The organism is Bifidobacterium sp. wkB344, assembly GCF_003688305.1.
Taxonomy (GTDB): Bacteria; Actinomycetota; Actinomycetes; order Actinomycetales; family Bifidobacteriaceae; genus Bombiscardovia; species Bombiscardovia mizhiensis.
Genome location: NZ_NPOQ01000016.1, coordinates 406406 through 431452 on the forward strand (window position 1 = coordinate 406406; position 25047 = coordinate 431452).

Annotated in this window: 22 protein-coding genes; 11 read left to right on the forward strand and 11 right to left on the reverse strand. The window is 57.4% G+C overall.

What is annotated here, in order from left to right:
* Positions 1–98 precede the first annotated feature (98 nt).
* Together CI601_RS06330 and CI601_RS06335 are read left to right on the forward strand one after the other, a co-directional pair.
* Positions 99–761 carry a TetR/AcrR family transcriptional regulator gene (locus CI601_RS06330; protein WP_121914731.1) on the forward strand — a complete coding sequence of 221 codons (663 nt, stop codon included), beginning with the start codon at positions 99–101 and terminating at the stop codon, positions 759–761.
* The gene (locus CI601_RS06335; protein ID WP_121914732.1) at positions 758–2017 is read left to right on the forward strand and encodes an MFS transporter; all 1260 of its coding nucleotides are present in this window, start codon (positions 758–760) and stop codon (positions 2015–2017) included. The genes CI601_RS06330 and CI601_RS06335 overlap by 4 nt, the downstream gene beginning before the upstream one ends.
* Positions 2018–2130: 113 nt before the next feature.
* Here CI601_RS06335 and CI601_RS06340 read toward each other — a convergent pair whose 3' ends face one another.
* From CI601_RS06340 to CI601_RS06355, 4 genes are all read right to left on the reverse strand, one after another.
* Positions 2131–2703 (reverse strand): NAD(P)H-dependent oxidoreductase, encoded by a 573-nt coding sequence (locus CI601_RS06340; protein ID WP_121914733.1) that lies wholly within the window; start codon positions 2701–2703, stop codon positions 2131–2133.
* A 120-nt stretch (positions 2704–2823) separates the two neighbouring features.
* Positions 2824–4161, reverse strand: a complete 1338-nt coding sequence (locus CI601_RS06345; RefSeq protein WP_121914734.1) for an ABC transporter permease — start codon at positions 4159–4161, stop codon at positions 2824–2826.
* Positions 4148–5341: an ABC transporter permease gene (locus tag CI601_RS06350; protein WP_121914735.1), complete on the reverse strand. Its 1194-nt coding sequence runs from the start codon at positions 5339–5341 to the stop codon at positions 4148–4150. Before CI601_RS06350 ends, CI601_RS06345 begins: the two co-directional genes overlap by 14 nt.
* A gap of 41 nt (positions 5342–5382) precedes the next feature.
* Positions 5383–6339, reverse strand: a complete 957-nt coding sequence (locus CI601_RS06355) for an ABC transporter ATP-binding protein (protein ID WP_121914736.1) — start codon at positions 6337–6339, stop codon at positions 5383–5385.
* Positions 6340–6517: 178 nt separating this feature from the next.
* Between CI601_RS06355 and CI601_RS06360 the strand changes: the two genes are divergently transcribed.
* Positions 6518–7780: a sensor histidine kinase gene (locus tag CI601_RS06360; RefSeq protein ID WP_121914737.1), complete on the forward strand. Its 1263-nt coding sequence runs from the start codon at positions 6518–6520 to the stop codon at positions 7778–7780.
* The gene (locus CI601_RS06365; RefSeq protein ID WP_121914738.1) at positions 7777–8439 is read left to right on the forward strand and encodes a response regulator transcription factor; all 663 of its coding nucleotides are present in this window, start codon (positions 7777–7779) and stop codon (positions 8437–8439) included. Before CI601_RS06360 ends, CI601_RS06365 begins: the two co-directional genes overlap by 4 nt.
* A 27-nt stretch (positions 8440–8466) precedes the next feature.
* On the opposite strand, the gene CI601_RS06370 is transcribed toward CI601_RS06365, so the two are convergent.
* The gene (locus CI601_RS06370) at positions 8467–10992 is read right to left on the reverse strand and encodes a UvrD-helicase domain-containing protein (protein WP_121914739.1); all 2526 of its coding nucleotides are present in this window, start codon (positions 10990–10992) and stop codon (positions 8467–8469) included.
* Positions 10993–11186: 194 nt separating this feature from the next.
* On the reverse strand, positions 11187–11480 hold the full coding sequence (locus CI601_RS06375; protein WP_046322990.1) for a hypothetical protein: 294 nt from the start codon (positions 11478–11480) through the stop codon (positions 11187–11189).
* Between the two features lie 247 nt (positions 11481–11727).
* On the opposite strand from CI601_RS06375, the gene CI601_RS06380 reads away from it, so the two are divergent.
* A complete protein-coding gene (locus tag CI601_RS06380) occupies positions 11728–12318 on the forward strand; it encodes a xanthine phosphoribosyltransferase (protein WP_024627384.1) in 591 nt (196 codons plus the stop codon).
* Between the two features lie 39 nt (positions 12319–12357).
* On the opposite strand, the gene CI601_RS06385 is transcribed toward CI601_RS06380, so the two are convergent.
* From CI601_RS06385 to CI601_RS06395, 3 genes are all read right to left on the reverse strand, one after another.
* Positions 12358–13350, reverse strand: coding sequence for a D-2-hydroxyacid dehydrogenase (locus tag CI601_RS06385; protein WP_121914740.1), 993 nt, complete (start codon positions 13348–13350; stop codon positions 12358–12360).
* A 56-nt stretch (positions 13351–13406) separates the two neighbouring features.
* Positions 13407–14576 (reverse strand): aminotransferase class I/II-fold pyridoxal phosphate-dependent enzyme, encoded by a 1170-nt coding sequence (locus CI601_RS06390; protein ID WP_121914741.1) that lies wholly within the window; start codon positions 14574–14576, stop codon positions 13407–13409.
* A gap of 340 nt (positions 14577–14916) precedes the next feature.
* Positions 14917–15861 (reverse strand): sugar-binding transcriptional regulator, encoded by a 945-nt coding sequence (locus tag CI601_RS06395; RefSeq protein ID WP_121914742.1) that lies wholly within the window; start codon positions 15859–15861, stop codon positions 14917–14919.
* Positions 15862–16016: 155 nt separating this feature from the next.
* Here CI601_RS06395 and deoC point away from each other — a divergent pair, with 155 nt between their 5' ends.
* The 5 genes from deoC (at position 16017) to CI601_RS06420 (ending at position 21048) form a co-directional block, all read left to right on the forward strand.
* Positions 16017–16667 carry a deoxyribose-phosphate aldolase gene (gene deoC / locus CI601_RS06400; protein ID WP_121914743.1) on the forward strand — a complete coding sequence of 217 codons (651 nt, stop codon included), beginning with the start codon at positions 16017–16019 and terminating at the stop codon, positions 16665–16667.
* 92 nt (positions 16668–16759) lie between these two features.
* Positions 16760–18106 carry an L-fucose:H+ symporter permease gene (fucP, locus tag CI601_RS06405; RefSeq protein ID WP_121914744.1) on the forward strand — a complete coding sequence of 449 codons (1347 nt, stop codon included), beginning with the start codon at positions 16760–16762 and terminating at the stop codon, positions 18104–18106.
* A gap of 14 nt (positions 18107–18120) precedes the next feature.
* On the forward strand, positions 18121–19137 hold the full coding sequence (locus CI601_RS06410; RefSeq protein ID WP_121914745.1) for an aldose 1-epimerase family protein: 1017 nt from the start codon (positions 18121–18123) through the stop codon (positions 19135–19137).
* A gap of 7 nt (positions 19138–19144) precedes the next feature.
* Entirely contained in the window at positions 19145–20071 is a 927-nt protein-coding gene (gene rbsK / locus CI601_RS06415) for a ribokinase (protein ID WP_121914746.1), read from the forward strand.
* A 152-nt stretch (positions 20072–20223) separates the two neighbouring features.
* Positions 20224–21048, forward strand: coding sequence for an oxidoreductase (locus tag CI601_RS06420; RefSeq protein WP_121914828.1), 825 nt, complete (start codon positions 20224–20226; stop codon positions 21046–21048).
* A gap of 181 nt (positions 21049–21229) precedes the next feature.
* Here CI601_RS06420 and CI601_RS06425 read toward each other — a convergent pair whose 3' ends face one another.
* Positions 21230–22258 carry an alpha-L-fucosidase gene (locus CI601_RS06425; protein ID WP_121914747.1) on the reverse strand — a complete coding sequence of 343 codons (1029 nt, stop codon included), beginning with the start codon at positions 22256–22258 and terminating at the stop codon, positions 21230–21232.
* A gap of 47 nt (positions 22259–22305) precedes the next feature.
* Complete coding sequence (locus CI601_RS06430; protein WP_310886180.1) at positions 22306–23571, reverse strand: MFS transporter; 1266 nt, start codon at positions 23569–23571, stop codon at positions 22306–22308.
* Between the two features lie 488 nt (positions 23572–24059).
* Here CI601_RS06430 and CI601_RS06435 point away from each other — a divergent pair, with 488 nt between their 5' ends.
* Positions 24060–25013 (forward strand): N(4)-(beta-N-acetylglucosaminyl)-L-asparaginase, encoded by a 954-nt coding sequence (locus tag CI601_RS06435; protein ID WP_121914749.1) that lies wholly within the window; start codon positions 24060–24062, stop codon positions 25011–25013.
* Positions 25014–25047 lie beyond the last annotated feature (34 nt).

Below are 25047 nucleotides of genomic sequence, written 5' to 3' on the forward strand. Positions count from 1 at the left end.
TATATTCATACCAACGGTCGGTATGATATTGATTCAAGGCTTGGACTCCCCTACCGATCAATGAATATTCAACCCGATGTCCTGAAAGGAAGACGACCATGGCCCGCAACGCACATCCAGAGCTGACGCAGGAGAGAATCATCGAAGCCGCCACTGAACTCTTCACCAGCCAGGGCTACGACAAAACCAGCATGCAGGACATCATCGATGCAACCGGGGGCTTGAGCAAGGGGGCCGTCTACCACCATTTTCGATCCAAGGAAGACCTCTTCGATGCTGTGGCCGACAGGTTGATGAACACCATGAGCGAGGAGACCAGCAAGACCAATGCCGGGTCGAAGCACGGCACGGCATTGGAACAGCTGCAGTCGCTCTTCTCCCCTGAGCGAGCGCGCAAGAGACTGAAGGCCGCGGACCTGATGTTCCGCAAATTCAACCCAAAGGCCAATCCCAAGATGATCGGCATGGAATTTACCGCCTTGGTGGATGAGCGGAACGACTTTGTCGACCTGGTCAAAGAGGGCAATCAGGATGGCTCAATGCATGTAGACCATATCGAAGAAACCGCAGAGATTTTCCGGTTGCTGGCCAACATGTGGCTGCTGCCCTTCTTTCGCCAGGGAACACAGGCTGAGCTGCGCACCAGAGCCGCTTGCTTTTTCTCAATTATGCAAGGCTTGGGCATCCCCCTGGAGGACCAGGGATTCTCCGACCTGCTCGCATCCTTCGGCACCGACGCCCGAGGCGAAGCCGGGATATGAGCTCGCCCGATCAGGCCCAAACCTCAAGCAAAGGACTGCTGGCACCGCCATTCCTTGCTCTTCTGACGACTGAGATTCTCTCCAATCTCGGGCAGACATGTTTGGTCTTCGCCCTTCCGCTTCATTTGCTGAACATCTCAGGATCGGCATCCCTCTACGGCATGGCCTCCGCTATGGCCGTCCTTCCATCCATACTCCTGACGCCTCTGGGCGGAGCTCTGGCCGACCGGCTGCACAAGCAGTCCACCATGGCAGTCCTGGACATTCTCTCAGCGTTGACTGCCTTCTTATATATCCTGATCAGCCACAAGATTGACCCAATTTTTTTGACTGTGACCTGCATGATGCTGGTCAATGCCTACAGGGCCTGTTACAGCCCAACGGTGCAAGCAGCCCTTCACTGCCTGGTAGACAGCAAAGACCTGACCCGCGCATCGGCCCTGGTTTCCCAGGCGATCTCCCTGGTGGGAATGATCGGACCAGTATTGGCTGGCATGGTCATGGGATTCTTCGGAATCATGCAGGTAGTCGGGGTTTCCGCCCTGGCCTGCCTTCTGTCGGCTGCCTGGATCAGGATCGCCGTCAGAATTCCCGAACCAGCACAAGGCCCCTCCCAAGGCCCAAAAGCACTGGTGAGCCATCTGGTCGCTGACACGAAAGAGGCTACACAATTTCTGGTCAGGCATGGCAACCTCAAAGTGGTCATAGGACTCAGCCTGGCGGCCAACCTCATCTTTGCATCCTATGTCAACGTGGCCCTGCCCTATATGGTCACTCGCACGCTGGGTCTAAGTAATGCCATGCAGGGACTGGCCGAGGGAATACTGGCCTGCGGGAGCCTGCTTGGAGCCATTCTCGTATCCATCCGTCCAGCCTGGTTCTATCTGCGACGGATACCCATGTTGCTCTCGGGCAGCGCCTTGGTTCTCCTTCCCATTGCAGCAGGATTGCTCATGCATTCGCCTACACATGTCCTCTTCGCACTGGTAACCGGATGCATGGCTCTGGCTGCGGGAATGGTGCAGACGGTCAACATCACTTCCCTGTCCTATGAACAGATTCACACCCCCGCAAGACTGATAGGCAAGGTAATTGGACTGACCAACAGTCTATGCATGTGCGCGATTCCGCTGGGACAGGCCGCCTTCGGGCCGCTGATCGACCACTGCCCTATGACCCTGATCATCGCTGGAGTGGTCATGGTGACACTGCTGACATGTCTAATCGCCAGGATGGCCATGAAACCGGACGAATGACTGACATGGCGTATGTCCTTTGAATGCCACACCGACACTTTTCGCCATTGACGACCAAAGGTCCATCACTTAGCGACGAAGACACAAACACATCTCAACAAGGCTGACAGGCCTTATTTCGCCGAGGGTACTGTCTTGCAAATCTTCCGAGTGAAAGCTTCGCGGCGTTCAGGTGTATCAACCTTCGAGTCGATGCGGCCTAGAATGCTGGCCCCAGTGAATTTGATACCGCAGAATTTTAAGATGGAGTATTTCCATCGGGTCACGGTGGAGCCATACATCTTGGAGACGAAGGCCGGCCCATGGCTGCTACTGATGATTTGCGCCGTCTTGCCTTTGAGCAATCCCTCCGATTTAAGGCTGCTCTCATATCGGTAGGCAAATTGGGGTGTGAGTACCCTGTCCAGCCAGCCCTTGAGGATGGCCGGTTCGCTCGCCCACCAAATGGGGAAGACGAAGACCAGATGATCGGCTCGGGCAACCATGTTTTGATAACGCTTAGGCGCTGATTCGTCCTCCATGTGCTTGGCATAGCCGTAGCGAAGCACTGGGTCAAAATCTTCCTGGCTGAGGTCGATCATTGCGACCGTGTGGCCCTTACGCCGGGCAGCTTGTGCATAAGCCTGGGCGTTGGTATGGCTGAAACTACCTCCATAGGGTGATCCTTGAATAACGAGTATGTTCATATCATTTACTTCTTCAGTTGTGCTGCATTTGGTTTGGCTCTATTATCCAAAATTATTTTATATTCGATAGATTACCCTAAGCAAAACCGTTGACAGAAAGATGATATGAATGCGGAAAAACTACCCGATCATACTGGGGTCGGAGCTGACAGGAGCGACCAGGGTGGCCCGAGTGCGTGTCAGGCGTGAGACCATAAGGCCGACACAGGCATAGGCCAGCGCGAAGAGGGCAACCACGGTCAGCGGAAGACCCCAGGAGGCCAAACCTGCTGCGCTCGAATCCATGATTGATTGGACTGCAGTGTTGTACCACCAGCCCGGCGTCAGTTTGCCGATCGTCTGCATGACCGGAGGCAGGGGGCCGCCGGAACTTGACCCGGAGGTAAACATAACCACAAGCCCGAAGGTGACCCCGACCGAGTTTATGAGCGAAGAAGAAGGATTGAACTGAGCAAGCATGAATCCAAAGGATGCCGCCGATACAGCGAATACCAGCATGACGAAAAAGCTCAGCAGCACCCTCCCCCAGCCAAGGGAAGCCAAGGACACCCCCGATGCCGCCATGCTGAAGGCAACGAGTGCCACGTAGTATACCCAGGAGAAGCCAGCCAGGATGAGCGCTGCCGTGAGCTCCTGTCCATTCAGGCTGCTTGACCGCACTGGAGAGGCAAGCAGACGTCGATGTCGGTCGGGAGAACTGAAAGCTCCGAAGAGCGTGGCAACGCAGACCGTCAATGCCGTCATCAGGGGAAAGGCGGCCAGGCCGACTATCGTGACGAAGCCTTTCAACAAAGCTCCATGGTTATCAGTCTTGGGGCTGGCATGGATGCCCACATGTGGCTGGTTGCCGGCATAGTGTGCCACAACATAGGTAGCCGCATCCTTGACCGCTGCATATGAATGCAGCTCCATCGAACCGTTTTGACATAGACCCGTCAGCAAGGCAGTACGAAGAGCATCAAAATAACTGTCCACCTGCAATTGTGCCAGACTGCCACGGCTGGAATTATAGGAGGCAGCCGTCTCAACTTTAGGAAAACTCGGTGTTTTACCGTCGCTGTGAGCTTGGGCAGCAGTGTCTTCAAGCGCATCAAGGAACCGTTGGCCATACCCGGCTGGGATGATAACGGTCAAATCGCTTTTACCGGATACATTGGCGTCCTGCAGGGCTTGAGGCTCATCTTTGACTGTCACCAATTGGGCCGACTTTCCCAGATACTGCTCCAGACCCTGGCCCATTGCGCAACCAGCCTGGTTATCGCAGTCTCGGTCGATAACGACTATTTTCGCCTGCGCAGGTTCAAAGCGACCAACCGAGCTTGAGGTATTGGCACGTACCGCGGCCTGCATGTTCGTGGAACCGATGACAATCATGATCAGGCTCATGCCCACCAAATACAGGAGGAGGTAGAACTTATGCGCCCAGATCACGCGCAGTGCTGTTTTACAAGTATTCATACCGTTGTTTCCTTAGGAGCAGACCACAGATGGCCAGGAAGATGGCAGCCATAGTGACCAGAATGCCGCAGGTGCGGACGAAGGGTGCCAGGCTGTCGTAGTACACGATGTCGTAAAAGAGGTTGGAGACCTGCTTGACCGGGTTGAGCAGATGAAGGATGGGGGCATGCTCCTGGATGGCATTGTTCAGGTCCATAGCCAGGCTGCCGTAGAGGCCGATAAAGGCACTCAGCGTGCAGTCGATGCCTATAACCAGACCAACCTTCGTTTCTGTGGGGAGTTTGGGAATCGCGCCCATCATAGAACCAAAAGCGGTGGCCATAAAGGTGCCCACAGCGATGGCTATGAGGGCTATCGGGTCACGACCGCCGGTTTGCACTCCACAGACTGTGCGGACGAAGATGTAGGCGACCAGGAGGCTGATGGCTGAGAAAAGCCATGAGGCCAGAAAGGCGCCCGCTGCCTGCCGCCACTTGGGACTGGGAGAGCTGGCCCGTCGGGCTCCCAGAGCGGAAAGGTTGGGCTGAGTCTTGGCTATCATCTCGGCTGCGGTGCTGGCACCGATAAGGCAGGCCATAGCGAGCACAGCGAAGAAGTAGGGCGCGGTCATAGAAGGGTGGATGTGCGTCAGGCGGATTTGCTTGGTGTAGGTCTGTCCGCCGTATTGCAGCAGAATTTGGTTGCTTGGTGAGGCAATGGCTGCCCTTGCGGAGTTGGCCTGGTTGAAACTGCCCAGCGAGGCGGACAGAATGGAGACCGCTATGCCTTCTGAGGCGGTTGCATCGGATTGGATACTGGCGGCTTCGCGGTCGGACAGGACCATGTTGACCAGTCCGTCAGGGCCCGCGTACAGGTAACCAATATCCTTCCGGCTATCCAGACGCGTGTTTGCTTCGGCTTTGGTAGCTACTGTCGTCGGGATAAGCAGCTGAGTGTCGTCGGACCCAGCCTTGGGCTTCTTCGATAGTGATGAGACCAGTTCGTCAGCACCTGGGCTGGCTTTCCAGTTGGCATCCGAGACTATGGCGAAGTGCTGCGCCTCGGCAGTGTAACTGTCTTGCAGGTTGCCCATGATGCCCAGCATCAGAGCGGCCAGAATGACCGGGAAGGCCAGAACCCAGAATAGGGAGGAGGTGTTGCGTATCGAGGTCTTGACGTTGATCAGGAATGAGTTCCACATAGATAGGTGCTCCTTACGGCAATTGAACCTAGGGACCGCGCTCAGTCGCGCAGTTCCTTGCCGGTCAGTTCCAGGAACACGTCGTTCAGGGATGGCGGACGGCTGGTCAGGTGGCCGTAGCTGGTCTGGGTGGATTCCAGGACCGTCAATACATCCTGCAGGTTGTGCTCGCCCTGGCGGCAGTGGATGACCAGTTCCTTGCCGTCATAGTCGACGGACTGGGCCAGGGGCAGGGCACGAATCTGGGCCAGAGTGGAGTCCTGAAGATCCAAGGTCTCGACGGTGACCTGCTCGCCGGCCTGGACCATGCCCTTGAGCTCCTCGGCAGTGCCCAGGGCAATTTGACGGCCGTGGTCCATGATCATGATCCGTGTACAGATCTGCTCCACCTCCTCCATGTAATGGCTGGTGTAAACCACCGTGGCCCCCTGGGCATTCAGCCGTTCGATGCCCTCCAGGATGGCGTTGCGGCTCTGGGGATCAACAGCGACGGTGGGCTCGTCAAAGAAAATGAGGTCGGGCTGGTGGGCGATGCCACAGGCGATGTTGAGCCTGCGCAGCAGACCGCCAGACAGTTTGCCGGGTCGGAACTTACGGAAGTCGCCCAGCCCCACGAAGTCGATGGCCTGCTCGACCAGATTCTTGCGGTCGGCCTTCTTGGGCACATAGAGGGAGCAAAAATAGTCGATGTTCTCCTGCACGCTCAGTTCGTTGAAGACGGCCACATTCTGTGGAACCACGCCGATATGACTTTTCAGGTCGTAGGAGGTCGGGGTCATCTCCTGCCCGAATATCCGAACCGTCCCCGATTCAAAGCTGAGCAGGGCCAGTATGCAGTTGATGGCGGTTGACTTGCCTGAACCATTGGGGCCGAGCAGTCCGAATACTTCACCTCGACTGACTTCCATGTCGAAGTGGTCCAAGGCCACCATGTCACCGTAGCGCTTCACCAATCCGCTGACCTGCAAGGCCGGCTCTTGCTCACGTGAACTGTTCATAACTCCATCATCCCAGCCAGGACTGGCCCAACACCATGACAGCCGTCATCAATGTTGTGGATGCTCAAATCAAACCTATGACATTTGTCACGGGTGGTCCTGCCTGCGCCTAGGCTCAGGAACGGGTAGCCCGAGAATTATTATTTGAGGCAATAGGCAACAGGGCAAGGAGGCATTCATGGGCAGGATAGCTGGCTGGCTGATCCTGCTTGGTCTGGGGACCTTGTGCGGATCATGGTACGGTTCAGGGGTTTCAGGAACCCTGATCGCCGGGCTTCTGGCCTCAATAGCCGCAGGAGCCCTGTGTGAATGGCTGCTGCCAGCGCCAGGTTCCATCTGGGGCGGTGCTCTGGTGTCGCTTTTGGCAACGTTCATTCCAGACTGGCTTTTCTTCTTGCCAACCCTGGCCTTCGAGGCGGGGGTCGGACTCGGAGCTATGGTTCCGGCTACCAGATCAGCCGGCATGAAAGATTCCCGAGCCAAGGACTCCGGGCTGGCTCGGCCCAGGCTGCTCTTGGCCTTGCTACCGACATTCTTTTGGCTGATACCGGCCATGGCCGACCTCATATTATTTACAGGCCTCACCCAGCGCTATGCCCTGCTGGCTTTGCTGACATCAGCACTGGCGCAAGGCGGCGGACTGGCATGTGCACACTTGGCCGTGGCTAAGGATCGTGTCTGGCAGATTGAAGACACCGAGCGCTACCGGATTCGCCAACTGCACGGCCGCATCAACGACCTGGACGAAGAGCGGGCCCATGCGACCCAAATGGCGCACTTATCCGAGCGGACCCGGATCGCGCGAGATATCCATGACAATGTAGGCCACCTGCTTACCCGAGCCATCATGCAGATCCAGGCTGGCCGGGTGGTTGCGCAGAGCAAGGGCGATCAGAGTACCGAGCAGATACTGGACGATGTCGGCAAGACTTTGGATGAGGCCATGACCACAATCCGTCGTTCGGTGCATGACTTGGAAGATGCAGGCACCGACTTCGCATCCCAGATGGAGGATGCCAGCTCCGAGGCTTCTATGGGGCGGCTAAAGGTCGATCTGAACAACGGCATCGAGACGGCTCCTGCACCAGTGTGCCGTTGCCTGGCCACCATCGTCCGCGAGGCCCTTACCAACACGGTCCGCCATTCTTCAGCCAGGTCGGCACAGGTCATTCTACGCGACCTCCCAGCCTTCTGGCAGATGGTGGTACAGGACGACGGCGGCATTCAGCAATCACAGCCAGACAGCTCGCACCGAAAGGAGCCAGAGCTCCAGCGCGGCATGGGGCTGGCCGATATGGAAGCCAGGGCCAGAGCCTTGGGCGGCACGGCTAACAGCGGTCCCAACCGACAAGGATGGAAGGTTTTCGTATCCTTGCCTAAGGAACCCTGGTCCGACCGCAGCACAGCTGAGCATGTAGAAGATAAGAAGGTCATGGCATGAAAGTCGCTATCGCTGATGACGATCCGATCGTCTGCTCGTCCCTGTCAACGATTTTGACGGCAACCGGTACTGCAGATGTGCTCTGGACCGCCAATGACGGACAATCAGCCCTCGAGAGTTTTCAGACAGCTGGCGGCAGGCCTGACGTGCTGCTTCTTGATGTGCAGATGCCTGGCATGGATGGCCTGGAGGCGGCGGAGCACATCCTCGCCATGGATTCGACTGCCCGGGTGCTCTTTCTGACCACCTTTGCAGACAAGGAGTATATTTCCCGCGCACTGGCCTTAGGTGCCAAGGGCTATGTGATCAAGCAGGACGTGGCCTCAGTGGTGCCGGCCCTCCAAGCCGTCATGGCCGGTCAGACGGTTCTTGGAGCTGAAGCCGTTGCCAACCTATCGCTTGGCGAAAAGGAGAAGCAGGCGCGAAAGGATACAAAGGATACAGCTGAGTCTGTTCCCCGGCGCTTCCAAACCCTGACTGACCGCGAACGTGAAATCGTCGCTCTGGTGGCCGACGGCCTCGATAACCAGGCCATCGCCAGGCGTCTCTATCTCAGCGAGGGCACCGTCCGCAATCACATCTCCGCCATCCTGGCCAAGACCAACCTGGCCAACCGCACCCAACTCGCTGTGGAATGGCTCTCTTCACAAGAGTCGTGAGCATACAGTTTTTGGAGTCTCGATCCTTTAGAGCTTTTCGATCGGCGCCAAACGCAGCATCAGCCTCTTGGTCCCCTCGGAACCGAAGTCCACGGTCAGGACCGAGTTATGCCCCTTGTCCTGAATATCGACCACCTTGCCCAGGCCATACTGGTCATGGGCCACCCTGTCCCCCAGGGAGAAGTCCTGAATGGACAGTCCATTCGACTTGGGCTGGGCTGAGGCCCTGCCAGCGTGTGAGGTTGACGACGAGCTTGTCGTGCTCCGCCGGGTCGTAACCCTTCCATTTCTGGAGGAGCTACGAGAACCATATCCTGATGATCCGAACGAGCGCTGTGAGGAGGTCCGCGAGCGCCCGTATCCATTGCGTGCCGAACCAAAGCCGGAGCCGAACCCGCCGAATGAACGATGACCGAATGCGCGACCATCGCTTTCATCCTCGAAGCCGCCGAATTCGTCCTCGTCGTCACCCAGGTCCCAGCCTGCGCGCATCCGCTCATTGCCGGCCTGCCGACGCTTCCAGTCGATCAGATCGTCAGGGATGTCGTCAAGGAATTGGCTGGGCAGCATCTCATTGACCTGCCCCCACTGGGAGCGGACGGCCGCCCGGGTCAGATAGAGTCGACGCTTGGCACGGGTCACGCCCACATAGGCCAGTCGGCGCTCCTCCTGCATCTCATCGGTATCCTCAAGGCAGCGAGAGTGCGGGAAGGTTCCCTGTTCCATGCCGGTCAGGAAGACCACCGGATACTCCAGGCCCTTGGCCGTGTGCAGGGTCATCAGCGTCACCTTGCCCGAGTCGTCGCCCAGGCCCGGCAGCTGGTCCGAGTCGGCTACCAGTGCCGTGGTCTCCAGGAAGCCCGCCAGAGTAGCGTCGGGAGTCTTCTGTTCGAACTCGGCGGCCACGGACTGCAGCTGGCCAAGGTTCTCCAGCCTGGAGGCATCCTGCGGATCCACCGACTTGCGAAGTTCGTCCAACATGCCGGACTCCTCCAGAACCTTCTCAACAATCTGGGACGGCTTGGTATCGTGTTCTGCGGCAAAGTCAGTTAGGGAGGTAATCAGATCCCTGAAGGCCTTCATCCGCTTGACCATCAGCGTGGAGGCACCGGGCACCTCCTCGATATGCTGCACCCCCTCCCAGAAGGAGACCTGATGCAGATCCGCATAGGAGGTCGCCGCCGCCTCGGCACGTGCCGCCAGGCCCCGCTTGGGCACGTTGAGTATCCGCCGCATGTTCACATCGTCCTGGGGATTGGCGATGGCGTGCAGGTAGGCCAAGGCGTCCTTGATCTCCTTGCGCTCGTAGAAACGGGTCCCACCCACCAGCTGATAGGGCAGGCCAGCGTTGATGAGCCCCTCCTCCAAGGCGCGGGACTGGGCGTTGGCCCGGTACATGATGGCCATGTCGGAGTAGGGAATGCCCTCCTCGCTGCGCAGCCGGGCGATCTCGGTGGCGATCCAGGCAGCCTCCTGCTGGGCGTTGTCGGCGGCATAGCCCACGATGGGCTCCCCCTTGCCCAAGGCGGTCCAAAGCTTCTTGGGCTTGCGACCCTCGTTCTTGACGATGATGGCATTGGCTGCATCCAGTATGGTCTGGGTGGAACGGTAGTTCTGCTCCAGAAGGATGGTCCGGGCTCCGGGGAAATCCTTTTCGAAGTCCCTGATGTTGCTGATGTCAGCCCCTCGGAAGGCATAGATGGACTGGTCCGAATCCCCCACCACGGTGATCCAGGCCTGGTCCTGCTTGCCAGCATCGGCGCCGGCCAGCTCACGCATGAGCACGTACTGGGCATGGTTGGTGTCCTGGTACTCGTCCACCAGCACGTAACGGAAACGATGGTGGTAATACTGGGCCACCATCGGGGACTGCTGGAGCAGCTGGACCGTGCGCACGATCAGATCGTCGAAGTCGACGGCATTGGCCTGAGCCAGCCGATGCTCATACTCGGCGTAGATCACGGAGTAGAGCTCCTCCTCGTTGCCGAAGCGGGCGGTAATCTGCTGGCCGCGCTGCCCTGGCCGGTAGTCGGGGGCGTACTCCTGCAGCTGTGTGCGCCAATCCTGCAAATTGTTCTTGTAATCGGAGATGTGGCTCAGAATGTTTCTGGGGGTGTAGCGCTTCAGATCGATGTTGAGATCCTTGCCGATCAGTTTGATCAGGCGCTCGGAATCGGCTGTGTCATAGATGGTGAAGCCCGACCGCAGGCCGATTTCCTTGCCGTCCCGCCTCAGAATGCGCACGCAGGCCGAATGGAAGGTGGACACCCACATGCGGTCGGCCACGGGCCCGATCAGCCGGCGCAGACGCTCGCGCATCTCGGAAGCCGCCTTGTTGGTGAAGGTGATGGCCAGGATCTGGCTGGGCCAGGCGCTGAACTGGCTGAGAATCCAGGCAATCCTGCGGGTCAGCACCCTGGTCTTGCCCGAACCTGCGCCTGCGCCGATCAGCAGGGCCGGCCCCTGGTATTGCACTGCCTCGGCCTGCCGATCGTTGAGCCCCTTGAGCAGCTCCTTGGCGCTGCGCTGGATCAAGTCCGGTTCCTCGTTCACAAGCCACCTCTTGCCATCTGGTCTCGGTCACCGTCACAGGCCGGATGGCGCACACCCGGCAACCAACCATTTCTACCACAAAGCGGTGTCATCGACCTTGGCTCATGGGTTAGCCAGCAGACATAGAAGACCCCGTCCGCCTTGAGAATAGGGAAAGCGAACGGGGTTTGGTCGGGGAAGTCGAGATGACCCAGTCAGTTGCGCACTTGATCCTTGGCGTTGTTGACAGCCTCGGTAGCGCCCTGCTCAGCCTTGGCCTTGCCGACCTTGGCATCGGCCTTGGCCTGGTCCATCTTGTCGGAGGCGGCGTCCTTGGCGTCACCCAGCTTGTCCTGGGCAGCGTCCTTGGCGTCACCCATCTTGTCGGCAACGGCGTCCTTGGCATCGGATGCCTTGTCCATAACGGTGTCTTTTACATCGCCTGCGACGTCGGAAATCTTCTCGCCGGCAGACTTCATGGCATCCTTTGCATCATCCAGAATCCCCATATGGTCCTCCTTAGGTCCTTGAACGCACCGCTACGATGCGTGACCATTGCGGTCAATTTTCACTGTAACAGTCAGGGCCTTGAATCCGCGGATTGACGGGCTGACACGCCAGGAAGACACTCCAATCCGCTGGAGGTGAAACCTGGCGAATCAGGGCGGTCTGGCTACAGTCTCAGAACCGGGTTATCTTGGTGTCTATCCGTCGGGACCGTAGGGGCCCCGCTTTCATGACGACAAGGACGATGACATGCAGGAACTTGAGGAGCGAATCCGCCGCCAGGGCACGGTCAAGCCAGGCAACGTACTCAAGGTGGACGCCTTCCTCAACCATCAGTGCGACGTGCGACTCTTTGACCACATGGGCGCTGAATGGGCCCGCCTGTTTGCCGGTCACCGGATCGACAAGATTCTGACCATCGAGGCATCCGGCATCGGCATCGCCTGCCTGGCTGCCCGCCACTTCGGCGACGTGCCGGTGGTCTTCGCCAAGAAGACCCAGTCCATCAACCTTGACGGCGACCAGTACACGGCCCGCATCTACTCCTTCACCAAGCAGCGGGAGTACCCCGTCATCGTGGCTAAGCGCTTCCTCAAGGAAGGCGAGCATGTACTGATTCTTGACGACTTTCTGGCCAAGGGCAACGCCCTGCACGGTCTGATCGACATCTGCCATGATGCCAAGGTCGTCATCGAGGGCATCGGCATCGCCGTGGAGAAGGGCTTCCAGGAGGGGGGCCGAACCCTGCGCAAAGAGGGTTACAACCTCAAGTCCCTGGCCATCGTGGAAAGCATGGACCCGGACCAGGGCACCATCACCTTTGCTCAGAATACCGACTGAGCCGGTCGGAGCCCGGTCCGGGTCGCGGAGATAATAGGGTCAGTCCACCTGATGCTCGCTGGTGCCGCCCTCAAGGATGGTTTTTACATCGTTCAGGGAGATGTTGACCATGGCGGTCACGGCGGCATCGGTGTAGAAGCCGATGTGGGGCGAAACCTCTACGTTGGGCATGGCCTTGAGGGTCTCCAGGGCCTGGTTGTCGACCTTGGTTCCGCTCAGATCCTTTTCGAAGATGCCCGCCTCCCCCTCGATGGTGTCGATGGCGGCGCCGGCGATGGACTTGGTCTGCAGGGCCTCGATCAGGGCCGGGGTGTCCACAATGGGGCCGCGAGCGGCGTTGATCAGGAAGGCTGATGACTTCATGGCTTCCAGGGCCTGCGCGTTGATCAGATGGTGGGTGGTCTCGTCCAGCGGCGTATGGACGGTGACAATGTCGGCCCGCTTCAAAAGGGTGGGCAGATCCACATAGTCCAGGGTATCTGCCAGCTCGGGGCGGTGAACCGGATCGTTGGCGATGACGGTGGAACCCAGAGCCCGGAAGATCCTGGCCACAGCGGATCCGATCTTGCCGGCTCCGATGATCCCCACGGTCAGGTTGTGGATCTCGTGGGCCTGAAGCCCATCCCAGGTGTAGTCGTCATTGGCCTCGCGGGCGCTGGCCTCCCCCAGATGCCGGACCAGGCGCATGACCTGGGCCAGAACCAGTTCGGAGACGGACCGGGGCGAGTAGGCAGGCACGTTGGTGACGACCAGCCCGTTCTCTCGAGCGGCCTGCAGGTTGACGATGTCGTAGCCCGTGATCCGCAGGGTTAGCTGCTTGAGGCCATACTCCTTGAGCCGCTGGTAGAGTTCTGGCTCGGACAGGGCCGCATGTTGCTGGATGACGATGCCGTCGTAGCCCTTGATCATGTCCACGGTCTTCATCCCCAGATCGCGGTCTGTGGTATCCACTTGGATGTCATTGGCTTGCGCCCAAGCCTGAATGGCCTCCTGCTCGTCGGGGCGTACTGAATACATGAGAATACTGGTCATTTTTAGTCCTTGGTAACTGTCTTCGTTGATGGTTGTAATTTGAATCGTCAGAGATATCAGCCGCGATTTTCACGCATGTAGTCGCCAATCCGCTCCACGGCGGTATGCAGATCCTCCATGGAGGCTGCGTAGGAAATGCGGACGTAGCCTTCTCCCCCAGGTCCGAAGCTTGCTCCGGGTATTACCGCCACCTTGGCCTTACGAGCCAGGTCGTAGACGAAGCTCCAGCTGTCGCGCATGCCTTCGGGCAGTCGGGCGAAGATATAGAAGGCGCCCTTGGGGTCAATGACATCCAGACCGACCTCGGGCAGGGCCTTGACCAGATAGTCCCGCCGCTTGCGGTAGGCCTCGCGCATCGGATCCGTGTCATTCATGCCCTTGGTCAGAGCCTCCTGGGCCGCATACTGGGCATTGGTGGTTACCGAAGTGATGGTGAATTCGTTGACCTTGCTGATCTGGTCAATAACGTCGGCGGGGCCAGCGGCGATGCCGACCCGCCATCCGGTCATGGCATGGGATTTGGAAACCCCGCCAAGCACGACCGTCTGCTCGGGCAGGATGGTGCCCATGGAGACATGGGTGCCCTGGTAGGTCAACTCGGCGTAGATCTCATCGCTGAGCACAAAGAAGCCGTGCTTGCGCGCCACCTGGGCCAGAGCCTCCAGATCTTCTCGGGCATAGGTCACGCCGGTGGGGTTGGTCGGATAGTTGAGCACCAGGGCCTTGACCGGACCATCGCTGTTTTCGATGGCGGCCTCCAGCTTGTCCGGCTTGAGAATGAAGCCGTCATCGGAGGTGTCGACGAAAACGGTCTTGGCGCCGCTCAGCTGGGCGATGGGGATGTAGAGAGGGAAGATGGGTGTGGGCAGGATGACCGTGTCGCCCGGGTTGATCATGGCGGTAAGACCCGAGAAGATGCCCCCGGTGGCCCCGGCCGTAATCACCATTTGGGTGTCGGGGTCGTAGTCCAGCCCGTACTTGGCGTGTAGATAATCGGCTGCCGCCTTGCGCAGACTGGGCATACCGCGACTCTCGGTGTAATGACTGTGGTTGTCCTGGATGGCCTGGATGCCCGCCTGCTTGACGTGCTCAGGAGTAAAGAAGTCCGGCTCCCCAAGAGTCAGCTTCACGATGCCGTCTATTCCGGCGATCTCCTTGTTGAACTCGAGAATGTCGCTCGGCGCCAGAGCTTTGACTCTGGCATTCATATGATCCGCCAATGTCATTGGCTTGTCCTTTCCCATGCGGTTATTACAACCATTGTCGCTGGTGCTGCCCTACCGACTATGCGATGACGATGCACGGGAAATGCTGTCGACGACTGCAGGGCCGGTGGGTTCCGATCCGTGCAACCGTTCCTACAAGGCACGCGGCGTCACAGATCGAATCCGTGCCACCAATAGGTAAATCGTGTGCCCTGCATGCTGAAACCTCCTGCGGAATCTACAATCAGCATTGATAGTAAGCGTACAGCGAAGTTTCAACAATCATACGAGCGCGACCATTATTTGACCAAACGCTTGTGCACTAGCAAGCAGTGCAATTCCCTCGATTGCAGAGGTTCGCCTATTCCTCTAACAGACGCATGGCAGCCTGGGAATCCGTAATCAGCACATTGGCATAGCCGCCCAGAAGCGCCGCACGCATGGATGCTATCTTGGAAGGCCCTCCCGCCACCAATATGGAACATGGCTTCTTGCGCAACCGATCAAGCTGTATCCCCACCGTTCTCGCGTTAATGCCATCATCCGCAATGGAGCCGTCGGGAGCTATAAATCGTGAAAGCACATCGCCGACAGCCTTATGCTGCAGCATGGTGATCTCTCTGCGGGAGAGATATCCCAGTTTGAAAAGCATGGCATCGTCACGAACGGTTCCGCAGGTAAACACGGCGATATCGGTCCGTTCCCCCTGACGAACAATCTCGTCGATGAAACGATCCTTGAGCACAATATCCCGAGTCAAGGCATTGTCGAAAATGACCGGCAAGGGCAGCACTGTGGTGGTGGTGCCGAAGGCCATGCCGAATTTCAGGGCGATATCCGCAGCATAGTTGTTGAAATCGGACGCGGAGACACTCCCCTTCAACTGCACCACCGATACATCCTTGTGCTCATTGGGCCGCAGATGATCGGCTACGGCCTTGAGGGTCCTCCCCCAACTGATGCCCAACCGGTCGTGATCACCGACAATCTCGGCCAGGTAATCTGCTGTAACCGTGCCCAGTTTGTCCCTGATGGCGTCTTCGTCACCGGTCGAGTCATAGGTGAGTTTGACCTCGCGCAGGCCGAAAGCCACTTTGAGCCTTCTGGCCAGGGACTCCAAATCAGCCTGAGGATCAGTTATGAGCACGCGGACCAGCCCCTCCTGCCTGGCGAATGCCAGAAGACGCGAAACCGTGGGACGGGAAACATTCAGTCTGCGGGCGATGGCGCTCTGGCCTAAGCCCTCCTCGTAATACCAATGGCAGACTGTGACAGCTTGATTCCTGTGCTGTTCATCGTCGATCATGAAACCTTCCCTTCTCCTGATTGTGCGGAACCAACATGCAAAAGAAATTCATGGCCAGCTGGTGATTGAGCTCTCCTTTTTGAACATATGTTCATCTTAGCATTTTACTTCTGTGCATTCACTGTTACAGTGAGGCCCACAAGGAGGTAACAACCATGCAGATCAATCGCCTCATCGATCACACACTGCTCAAACCGGACGCAACGCTGGCGCAGATCGACCAGGTCATCGACGAAGCCCTGGACAATCATTTCTATTCGGTCATGGTCAATCCCTACTGGGTTTCCCACGTCCATGAGCGGGTGAAGGGGTCGGATGTCCTGACTGCCTGCGTCATCGGCTTCCCCTTGGGCGCCAACACCACGGCAACCAAGGTCGCCGAAACCCAGGATGCCATCGCGAACGGTGCCGATGAACTGGATATGGTGATCAACATCGGCGAAATGGCAGGTGGCCGGGAAGACCTGGTTGCCAAGGACATTCGTGCCGTCGTCGAGGCGGCCCATCAGGCAGGAAAAGTGGTCAAGGTCATCATCGAGACCGCCCTGCTTAGCGATGAGCAGATCGCAAGGGCCAGCGTGCTGGTGGCCGATGCGGGCGCCGATTTCGTCAAAACATCCACCGGATTTGCCAGCCGCGGCGCCAGTGTGCACGACATCGAAATCATTAAAGAAGCAGTCAAGGGAAGAATCCACATCAAGGCCGCCGGCGGCATTCACACCCGGCAGGAGGCCGAGGCCCTGATCAACGCAGGTGCCGAACGCCTGGGCACCAGCTCAAGCATGGCCATCATCGGCAAGGCCTGACTTCGGCATCCGGGGGCCAACCCCCGGGCCGACTCTTATATTCTCGGCGGGCGCAGCGCAGCGGCCGCCGAATGCAAACCCAAGGAGGGGTTATGCAATCGCCAACCTTTCATCTGTTCAAACTGCACGCACAGGAATTGGATGATGGATACCTGGACAGGACGCCAATGCTCCAGTACATCCTCCTCTCCTGCCTATTCCCCCTTTGGGGAGCAGCCGCCAGTCTCAATGATATACTCATAACCCAATTCAAAACCATCTTCACGCTGTCCAATGTTGCCAGCGCCTTTGTGCAGACGGCCTTCTATCTTGGCTATTTTCTGATTGCCATACCGGCTTCGCTCATCATCAAGAAGACCTCATACAAGGTCGCCATCATGATCGGCCTTTCGCTGTACACCATCGGATGCTCAATCTTCTTCCCAGCCTCGCGCATGGCCACCTACGGATTCTTCCTGATTGCCCTGTTCGCCTTGGCCTGCGGCTTGAGCTTCCTGGAGACCTCGGCCAACACCTTCAGCTCACTGATGGGCCCGAAGAAGTATTCCACCCTGCGGCTGAACATCTCTGAAACCTTTTACCCGTTGGGTGCCATAGCCGGCATACTGCTGGGCAAATATCTGATCTTCGGTGCCGGCCAAAGCCTGGAAAGGCAGATGAAGGGACTTCACGGACAGGCCCGCATCGCCTTCGGCGAGCGCGCCCTTCAGCATACGCTGCTGCCTTACAAATACATCATCTTCGTTCTCTTGGTCGCCCTGGTGCTTTTCGCACTGACGCAATTCCCCTCAGGCAAGCCCAAGGTGGATCCGACCAAACAGCAGCCTCAGGCGCGCATCGGTGAGACACTGGTCTATCTCGCGCATAACCGCCGCTTCCTTTGGGGCATTTTCACCGAGTTCATGTATGTGGGCATGCAGACGGCCGTGTGGTCCTTCACCATCAGGTTGGCCATGGAACTCAATTCCTCGATCAACGAACGCTCGGCATCGACCTTCATGGTCTACAGCTACGCCGCCTTCTTCATAGGCAAGGTCATTGCCAACTTCATGATGAAGTCCATGCACCCCGCCCGGGTCCTGCAGTGGTTCTCGGCATTCGGACTGGCCGCTCTGGTCTACATCCTCCTGGTGCGCAACATGAGCGCCGTCTATGCGGCCATTATCGTCTCGGGCCTGTTCGGACCCTGCTGGGCCACCATCTACTCCCAGACCTTGGATACGGTGACCGACAAACGCCACACGGAAACAGCGGGAGCCATCATCGTCATGTCCATTGTGGGCGGGGCCTTCATCCCAGTAGCGCAGGGATTCGTCGCGGACATCTCGAACATGTCCCTGTCCTTCCTGGTCGATGTGATCTGCTTCGCGGTCGTCTGCGTTTATTCCACAGCAAAGATGCGTGCCTTCAAGGCTGAAGGCGCTCGAGAAAACCAATGAAAGGAAAACCAATCATGCAACAACTTCATCTCAATCATGACATGTTCGGCCCTGCCGAATTCACCCTCTATGAGGACGATGATTTCAAAGCCGTCACCTTCACCTACCCATCAGGAGTTGAAGCGGTCCGCATGGAGAACTCGCGCGGCCAGCTCACCGTCCTGCCCTATATGGGCCTGATCATCTGGGATGCGGTCTTCGACTCCATCAGCCTGAAAATGAAGGACATGTTCTCGCAGCCCCTGCCCGGCACCGCCATAGCTGATACCTACGGCTGCTTCCAGTTCACATCGGGACTCCTGGGCGGAGGAACACCAGCCCCGGAGGACGACTATCAGCTTCACGGCGAGGCTCCGACCAGCCGTATGGACAGCGCCTGGCTGGGATTCGAAGAAGGAACCATGTCAATACATGGGCAATTCGAATATGTCAAAGGGTTCGGCGACCACTACCTGAGTCGGCCGTCCGTAACATTGCATGCGGATTCCGGACTCTTCGACATCGGCCTGGAGGTCACCAACCTCTCCAACTACCAGACCATGCCTCTGCAATACATGTGCCATATGAACTACGCCTACGTGCATGACGGGCATATGGAGCAGAACGTGCCTGACGAGGCTTTCCGTCTGCGCCAGACAGTTCCCGCCCACGTCCATCCCACCCCGCAATGGCTGGCCTACAACGAAGAGCTCAAGGCAAGCGGCGAGCTGATCAACGACCTGAACGACGAAAGCCACTACGATCCTGAGATCGTCTTCTTCTCCCAGAACCTGACCCACTTTACGGATATGGCCGAGTTTCGGCTCCATCTGAATGCCGAGCACAACTTCCTGACGCGGTTCAGCACGGAGCAATTCCCCATCGTCACCCGCTGGATCCTGTACAACGCCGACCAGCAGGTGGCGGCCTTCGCTTTGCCCGGCACCAGCACGCCCGAGGGCCGTGCCGCCGCTGAGAAGGCGGGCACCCTGATCCATCTGAAGCCTCAGGAAACACGTTCATTCCTGGTGACCACCGGCCTGGAAAGGTAAAAGCATTATGGCTGACATCACTGTCATCGGTTCCAATATGTACGAGCTGACCACCTTTGTCGATCGCATGCCGGTGGAAGGAGAGACTGTAGAAGCTCCTGAATTCGCGATGGGATTCGGCGGCAAGGGGGCCAACCAGGCCATCGCCGCCGCCCGCTTGGGTTCACAGGTCAACTTCATCACCATGGTTGGCAAGGACGAGTTCGGCAGACAGCAGCTGGAGAATTATCGCAGCAACGGCATCAGATCCGATGGGATCGGCATCGCTGATGGGAGCAGCGGCGTGGCGCCTATCTTTGTGGACACCAGCGGCGACAATCGGATCCTGATCGTCAAAGGCGCCAACAAGCAGCTGACCCCTGCCGCCTTGGACAGTAAAAAAGACCTGATCAAGGGGTCGAAACTGGTCGTTCTCCAACAGGAGATCGCCCTGGAGACCAACTACCATGCGATTGAACTGGCAGAGGATTACGGCGTGCCTGTCCTGCTGAACCCTGCGCCAGCCAATGACGATCTGAACAGCGACTATGTCTCCAGAGTGGCCTTCTTCGCACCGAATGAGACCGAGCTGGCCACGCTCACCGGAATGCCCACAGGGACCTTGGACGAGATCAAGGCCGCAGCACGGAACTTGGTTAAGCGCGGGGTAGGCAACCTGATTGTCACCATGGGCGGCAAGGGCGCCCTCTGGGTCAGCGCCGACCAGGAGCTTCTGGTGCCTGCGGTCACGGTTGAAGCTGTGGATACCACTGGCGCCGGCGATGCCTTCATCGGCTCGTTCGCCCACTACTACACGCAGGGCGAGGATGTGCCAACAGCTCTGGGCCACGCCAACAGATACGCTGCAATCAGCGTCACACGCCGCGGTACCCAGAAGGCTTATCCAACAGCCGCCGAGCTGAACGACCTCCTGCAGGAAAGGGTGCAGGTATAAGGTTTTCGCCATGGTCGCATTGCCAGATGTGGACGGGTAGACCGCCCTCATCTGGCTTTTTATGTCCTCACTGCGAAAAGCTGTCATATACTGTGCCTCAAAGAGAGGCAGGAGTCACGATTCACAGACACCAGCCAGAAGGGGTGATGAACATGCCCAATCGAGTGGCGCTGGTCACCGGAGCAACAAGCGGCATAGGATTTGAAACAGCTCGAATGCTCGCCGATCATGGATACAAGGTATATGCTGCAGGACGACGAGTCGAACGACTGAAGCCACTGGCCGACAAGGGCGTGACAGCCGTGCAGATGGACCTGACCGATTCTGCATCCATTGAGAGGGCCGTCACACGAATTCTACAGAATGAAAAGCGGGTCGATCTGCTGGTCAACAACGCCGGCTACGGCTCCTATGGCCCGGTCGAGCAGGTCTCCATTGATGAGATCCGTCGACAATTCGAAGTCAACCTCTTCGGCCTCGCCCGATTGACCCAGCTGGTGCTGCCTGCCATGCGCCGAGCCAGAAACGGCCGGATCGTGAACACCTCATCCATGGCAGGCCGAATGGTCACCTATATGGGTGCCTGGTACCATGCCACCAAGTATGCTCTTGAAGCCTTCAGCGACGCTCTGCGTATGGAAACCCGCCCCTTCGGCATTGATGTGGTCCTGATCGAGCCCGGAGCCATCGCCACCAACTGGGGCGCAATAGCCGCCGACCATCTCCAGAAGGTAACCCGCAAGAGCGCCTATCAAAAGTCAGGGTTCCGCGCTGCTGCCGGGTTGCGCAAGCTATACTCCAGCAGGCATTTGACCCCACCATCAACCATTGCCAAGGCCATCGTCCATGCCTCGACGGTACGCCATCCCCATCCACGCTACCTTCTGGGCTTCGGCGCCAAACCCCTGGTCGCCCTTCATGCCCTGCTCCCCACTCGTGCCTGGGACTACCTAATGGTGCATGCGAAGGACCTTTAGATGAAAAAGATATCAGAGCAATATTCCTTAGCAGCGAATGCTTGCAAGGAGGTTTGGACTCGAAGAAATTAAGACTCGCCGACCCCTGCAGAGCCAAACGGGCAGCCAGCAAGGGATGCTGTCGAACAGGAACAACATAGTTACAACAAGATCCCTTGCTAATTGTCTGGATGCTGAATTCTCAAGCCTCCAAAGCTCGCGCTCCCAGTAGTGCCTGCTCGGCCGCCATGGGAACTCGTCCCAATCCATCCAGACCGACGTTGAGCAGGTAGTTGATGCCGTACTTGTTCAGATGGGCCTTGTAATCGTGAATGGTTTGCGGGCTCTTCCAATTTTGGTCATGATACGAGAATCCCCAGGAATCGTTGATGGTCCCGGCAGTCTCGTAGAGACCAAGCTTTGAGGGCTTGAATCCTTCGATCGAGTTGTAATCGACATTTCCATCCGAAGCGGCCTTGTCGCTGGCATCCGAATCTTCAGGAATCTCGTTGTCCCCCAAAGAGACATAGTCGTAGCGGCCGTTGCCCAGCCTGGAATTGATCAGGCAGTCGGGCTGCAGACGCTTGACCGTATCGTAAATGGTCTGGCTCTGCTCATCGCTGAGGGTCATAGGAACATCAAACCAGGCAACCGAGATCTCTCCATAGTTGCTCATGATCTCTTCGATCTGCGGCAGGATCTTATGCTCGAACGCCCGGTCGTAGTTCTTCTCCCCTGTGAAGTCCCAGCTGTTGTCCCAGGTGGTGCCCGCTGTCTCGATATCGTTCGAGAGGTATCCGCCGCCATCCGGTTCATGCCAGTCCAGGTCCTGCGAATAGTAGAGTCCAAATCGTAGACCAGCCTTGCGGCAGGCCAATGACAGCTCGCCGATCACATCCCTGTGGAAGGGCGTCGCGTCATAAACATTGTAAGGATCCACCAGCGACCGGTACATGGCGAAGCCATCATGGTGTTTTGTGGTGACGACCAGGTACTGCATGCCGCAGCGCTTGGCCAGGTCAACTATGGCATCCGCGTCGAAATAAATCGGATTGAAGGCCTGGGTCAGACGTTCATACTCCTTGTTGGGAATCTGGAGCTTGGATTGGATCCATTCCGCATAGTTGCTTGACGACTTTCCCTGGTACTCCCCTCCCAGGAGTGAATAGAGACCCCAGTGAATCATCATTCCGTACTTGGCCTGCTTGAACCATTCCACGGTATCGCTCATTATTTACCTCTGTTTCTGCTGATTGATACGAGTCGCAATGACCACTCTCAGATGGTCAGCTTGTCCTTCTTGACGACGAAGGCATCGTAAAGGGCCAGAATCACATAGCAGATTCCTGCACACATGATCATGAAACCCGGGTCTTTATTGCCAAGCACCCCGCCTAGGACCTGGAAGAAATAGGGAGCCACCAGGGAGCCGACGTTGATGCCGATTAGGATGATCGAAGTGGTCAGGTTCATGGAGCCCTTGGGCGAATAGGCCACCATGCGAGCTGTCAGGGCTGGATTGATGATGCCATTGCAGAACCCTGCCACCAGGACCAGAACCAGCAAGATCGGAATGGAGTTGGTGAAGGGCATGGCAATCATGACCACTGCCGTCAGCACCTCGAAGATGAAGACAGTGTATCGTCCGCACCACTTGGCGAGCTGTTCGAAAGCGATGCCTGAGATAATCGAGCAAAGTACCAGGAAACCGAAGATCCTGGTGGCATCGGCTGCAGAGCCTATGTGTGAATCGACCATATGGCTGGCCAGTTTCAGGGAGATAGCCGAGTAAAAGAGGCAGACGAAGAGGAAGAGGATAGCCAGCTGGATGACACCACCGTTGGTGGACGGCTTGATGGAGGTGTCCTCCTCAACCTCCTTGCCGTCCTCCACGATGACTCGGTCAAGCCGCTTGGGGACGAAAAGGGAGACGAGGACGATTGGCACGATCAGGAAAAGGAAGACTAGATAAGTGGCATGCCAGGAGATGTTGATCAGGAATCCTGCAATGAAGAGCATGATTGAATCGCCGATGGCACCGACGGAGTTCCTCCAACCCAGGAGCCTGTTTCTGATTTTCTCAGGGAAGACATCAGTGATGTAGGAGACGCTCAGCGGGGTGAAGATGCCCATGCCCACGCCGAACATGGCCCTCGACAGGAAAATGGCCGGGTAGTTGTAGAAGAAGGCAGGGATGACTCCGAAGACCAAGGAGACGATGAGCCCCAAAAGGACCGTGTACTTCTTGCCCAGCTTGTTGGATATGAGGCCGCTGACCACGGTCCCCAGCAGAACGCCTCCCGTAGGGATGACGACCAACAGCTCGACGTTGGCCTCTGAGATGTTGGAAAAGTACTGCTTCATCAACGGGATTGTCCCTGAGACGGCATTGGAAACCGACATCAGGAACGATATGGACAAGATGCCCAACATCAAAATCGGTGAACTGGTGTTCACCTGTTTCTCTTTTGACTCCATGAAAGTCCCTTCCTCGGAACTGTCATCGCATTCGCATTTACGATGGCGAGTGATTGATTCACTCATGTACTGCAAACAACTTGATTCAATGGACCATCTTGGTCCCGAACTATTTCAATAGATAATAGTTTGTTAATAGTATATATCAAATTGGAAACTATACATGCCGAAGGTGTTGCGTCAGGCCGAATCGGCTGGATCTGCCATCCAGTGATCACCAAACTAATTGTTGGAACTCGGCCTTTTAAATCAGCCTTAAGGCATGTATGCAAAATCTCATACTTATCAGAAGATTGGAGCGCTGACAAGACATTCCGAAACAAAAGTATCTTTATTAATTATCATTGACAGAAGAGATAAGGCAGAGGACATCGTTGCTGTCTGCATGCGGGCGAGGTAAGCCCGCTACTGACGGCTGTCCCCTCAGGAGCATGGTCCATCAGCTCGATCATTCATCGACCGGCTGAGGTCTCGCCTGCTCTTCTGCTTTACAACAGTTTCTGTGCTCCACCCAAGAGCAGTCAACGACCGCACCGACAGAAAGAACCAAGGAAATGAGTGATTCATCCCCACAGATAGTCATCCACGATCAGTCCACCTGGGCCTCTATTGCTACATGGCGGATGGCCTATGAAGGGATGGTCAAGTCAAGTTCCGGTCTTGAGGAGGGTGGCCAGGCAAGCGATGCTGTCGAGGCGCTGATCCGAGAGGTTGAGGCCAACCCCGATTACACCTCCGTCGGTTATGGAGCTTTGCCCAACCGGGAAGGTGAGATGGAGATGGACGCCGCCTTCATGGACGGGAACAGCATGGCAATGGGCGCTGTGGCCGGCATCCAGCATGTACTCCATCCCATATCAGTGGCCAGGCAGCTGAGTCGACGCCATACCAGCAGCTTTCTGGTCGGGCAAGGGGCGACTCGTTACGCCCAGGTCAGCGGGTTCGAAATGCGCAATATGCTGACGGACAGAGCCAGAAAGCGTTGGGAGTTGGAAGCCGCCAAGACCACGACACCGGAGTCTGCCGGCCCCTATCGAGGGCACGATACGGTCGGGGCCATCTCCTTGGATGCACACGGTTCGATGGCTGCCGGTACATCAACATCGGGGCTCTTCATGAAGGAACCTGGCAGAGTAGGCGATTCTCCCCTACCCGGCTCGGGCTTTTATGTGGATAGCGCCATCGGAGGGGCGGCCGCCACCGGGCTGGGAGAAGACATCATGAAAGGGTGCCTCTCCTATCGGATCGTCGCCCTGATGGGAAGCGGCTTGAGCCCGCAGGAAGCCTGCGATTCCGCGGTCTACGGATTTGACGATCTCCTGAGGAACCGCTACGGCAAGGTAGGCGAGATCTCTATGATCGCTCTCAACACAAGAGGGGAATGGGGGGTCGCCACCAACGTGGAATTCACCTTCTGCACAGCCCAGAAGGGCGAGCAGATACGCGTACTCATGGCCAATCCGGACGGCAAGGGCGGAACACGAATCGAACCAGTGGCCAAGGAATAGTTGCAGGAATATGAACGCTTGCTGAAGGCGTTCG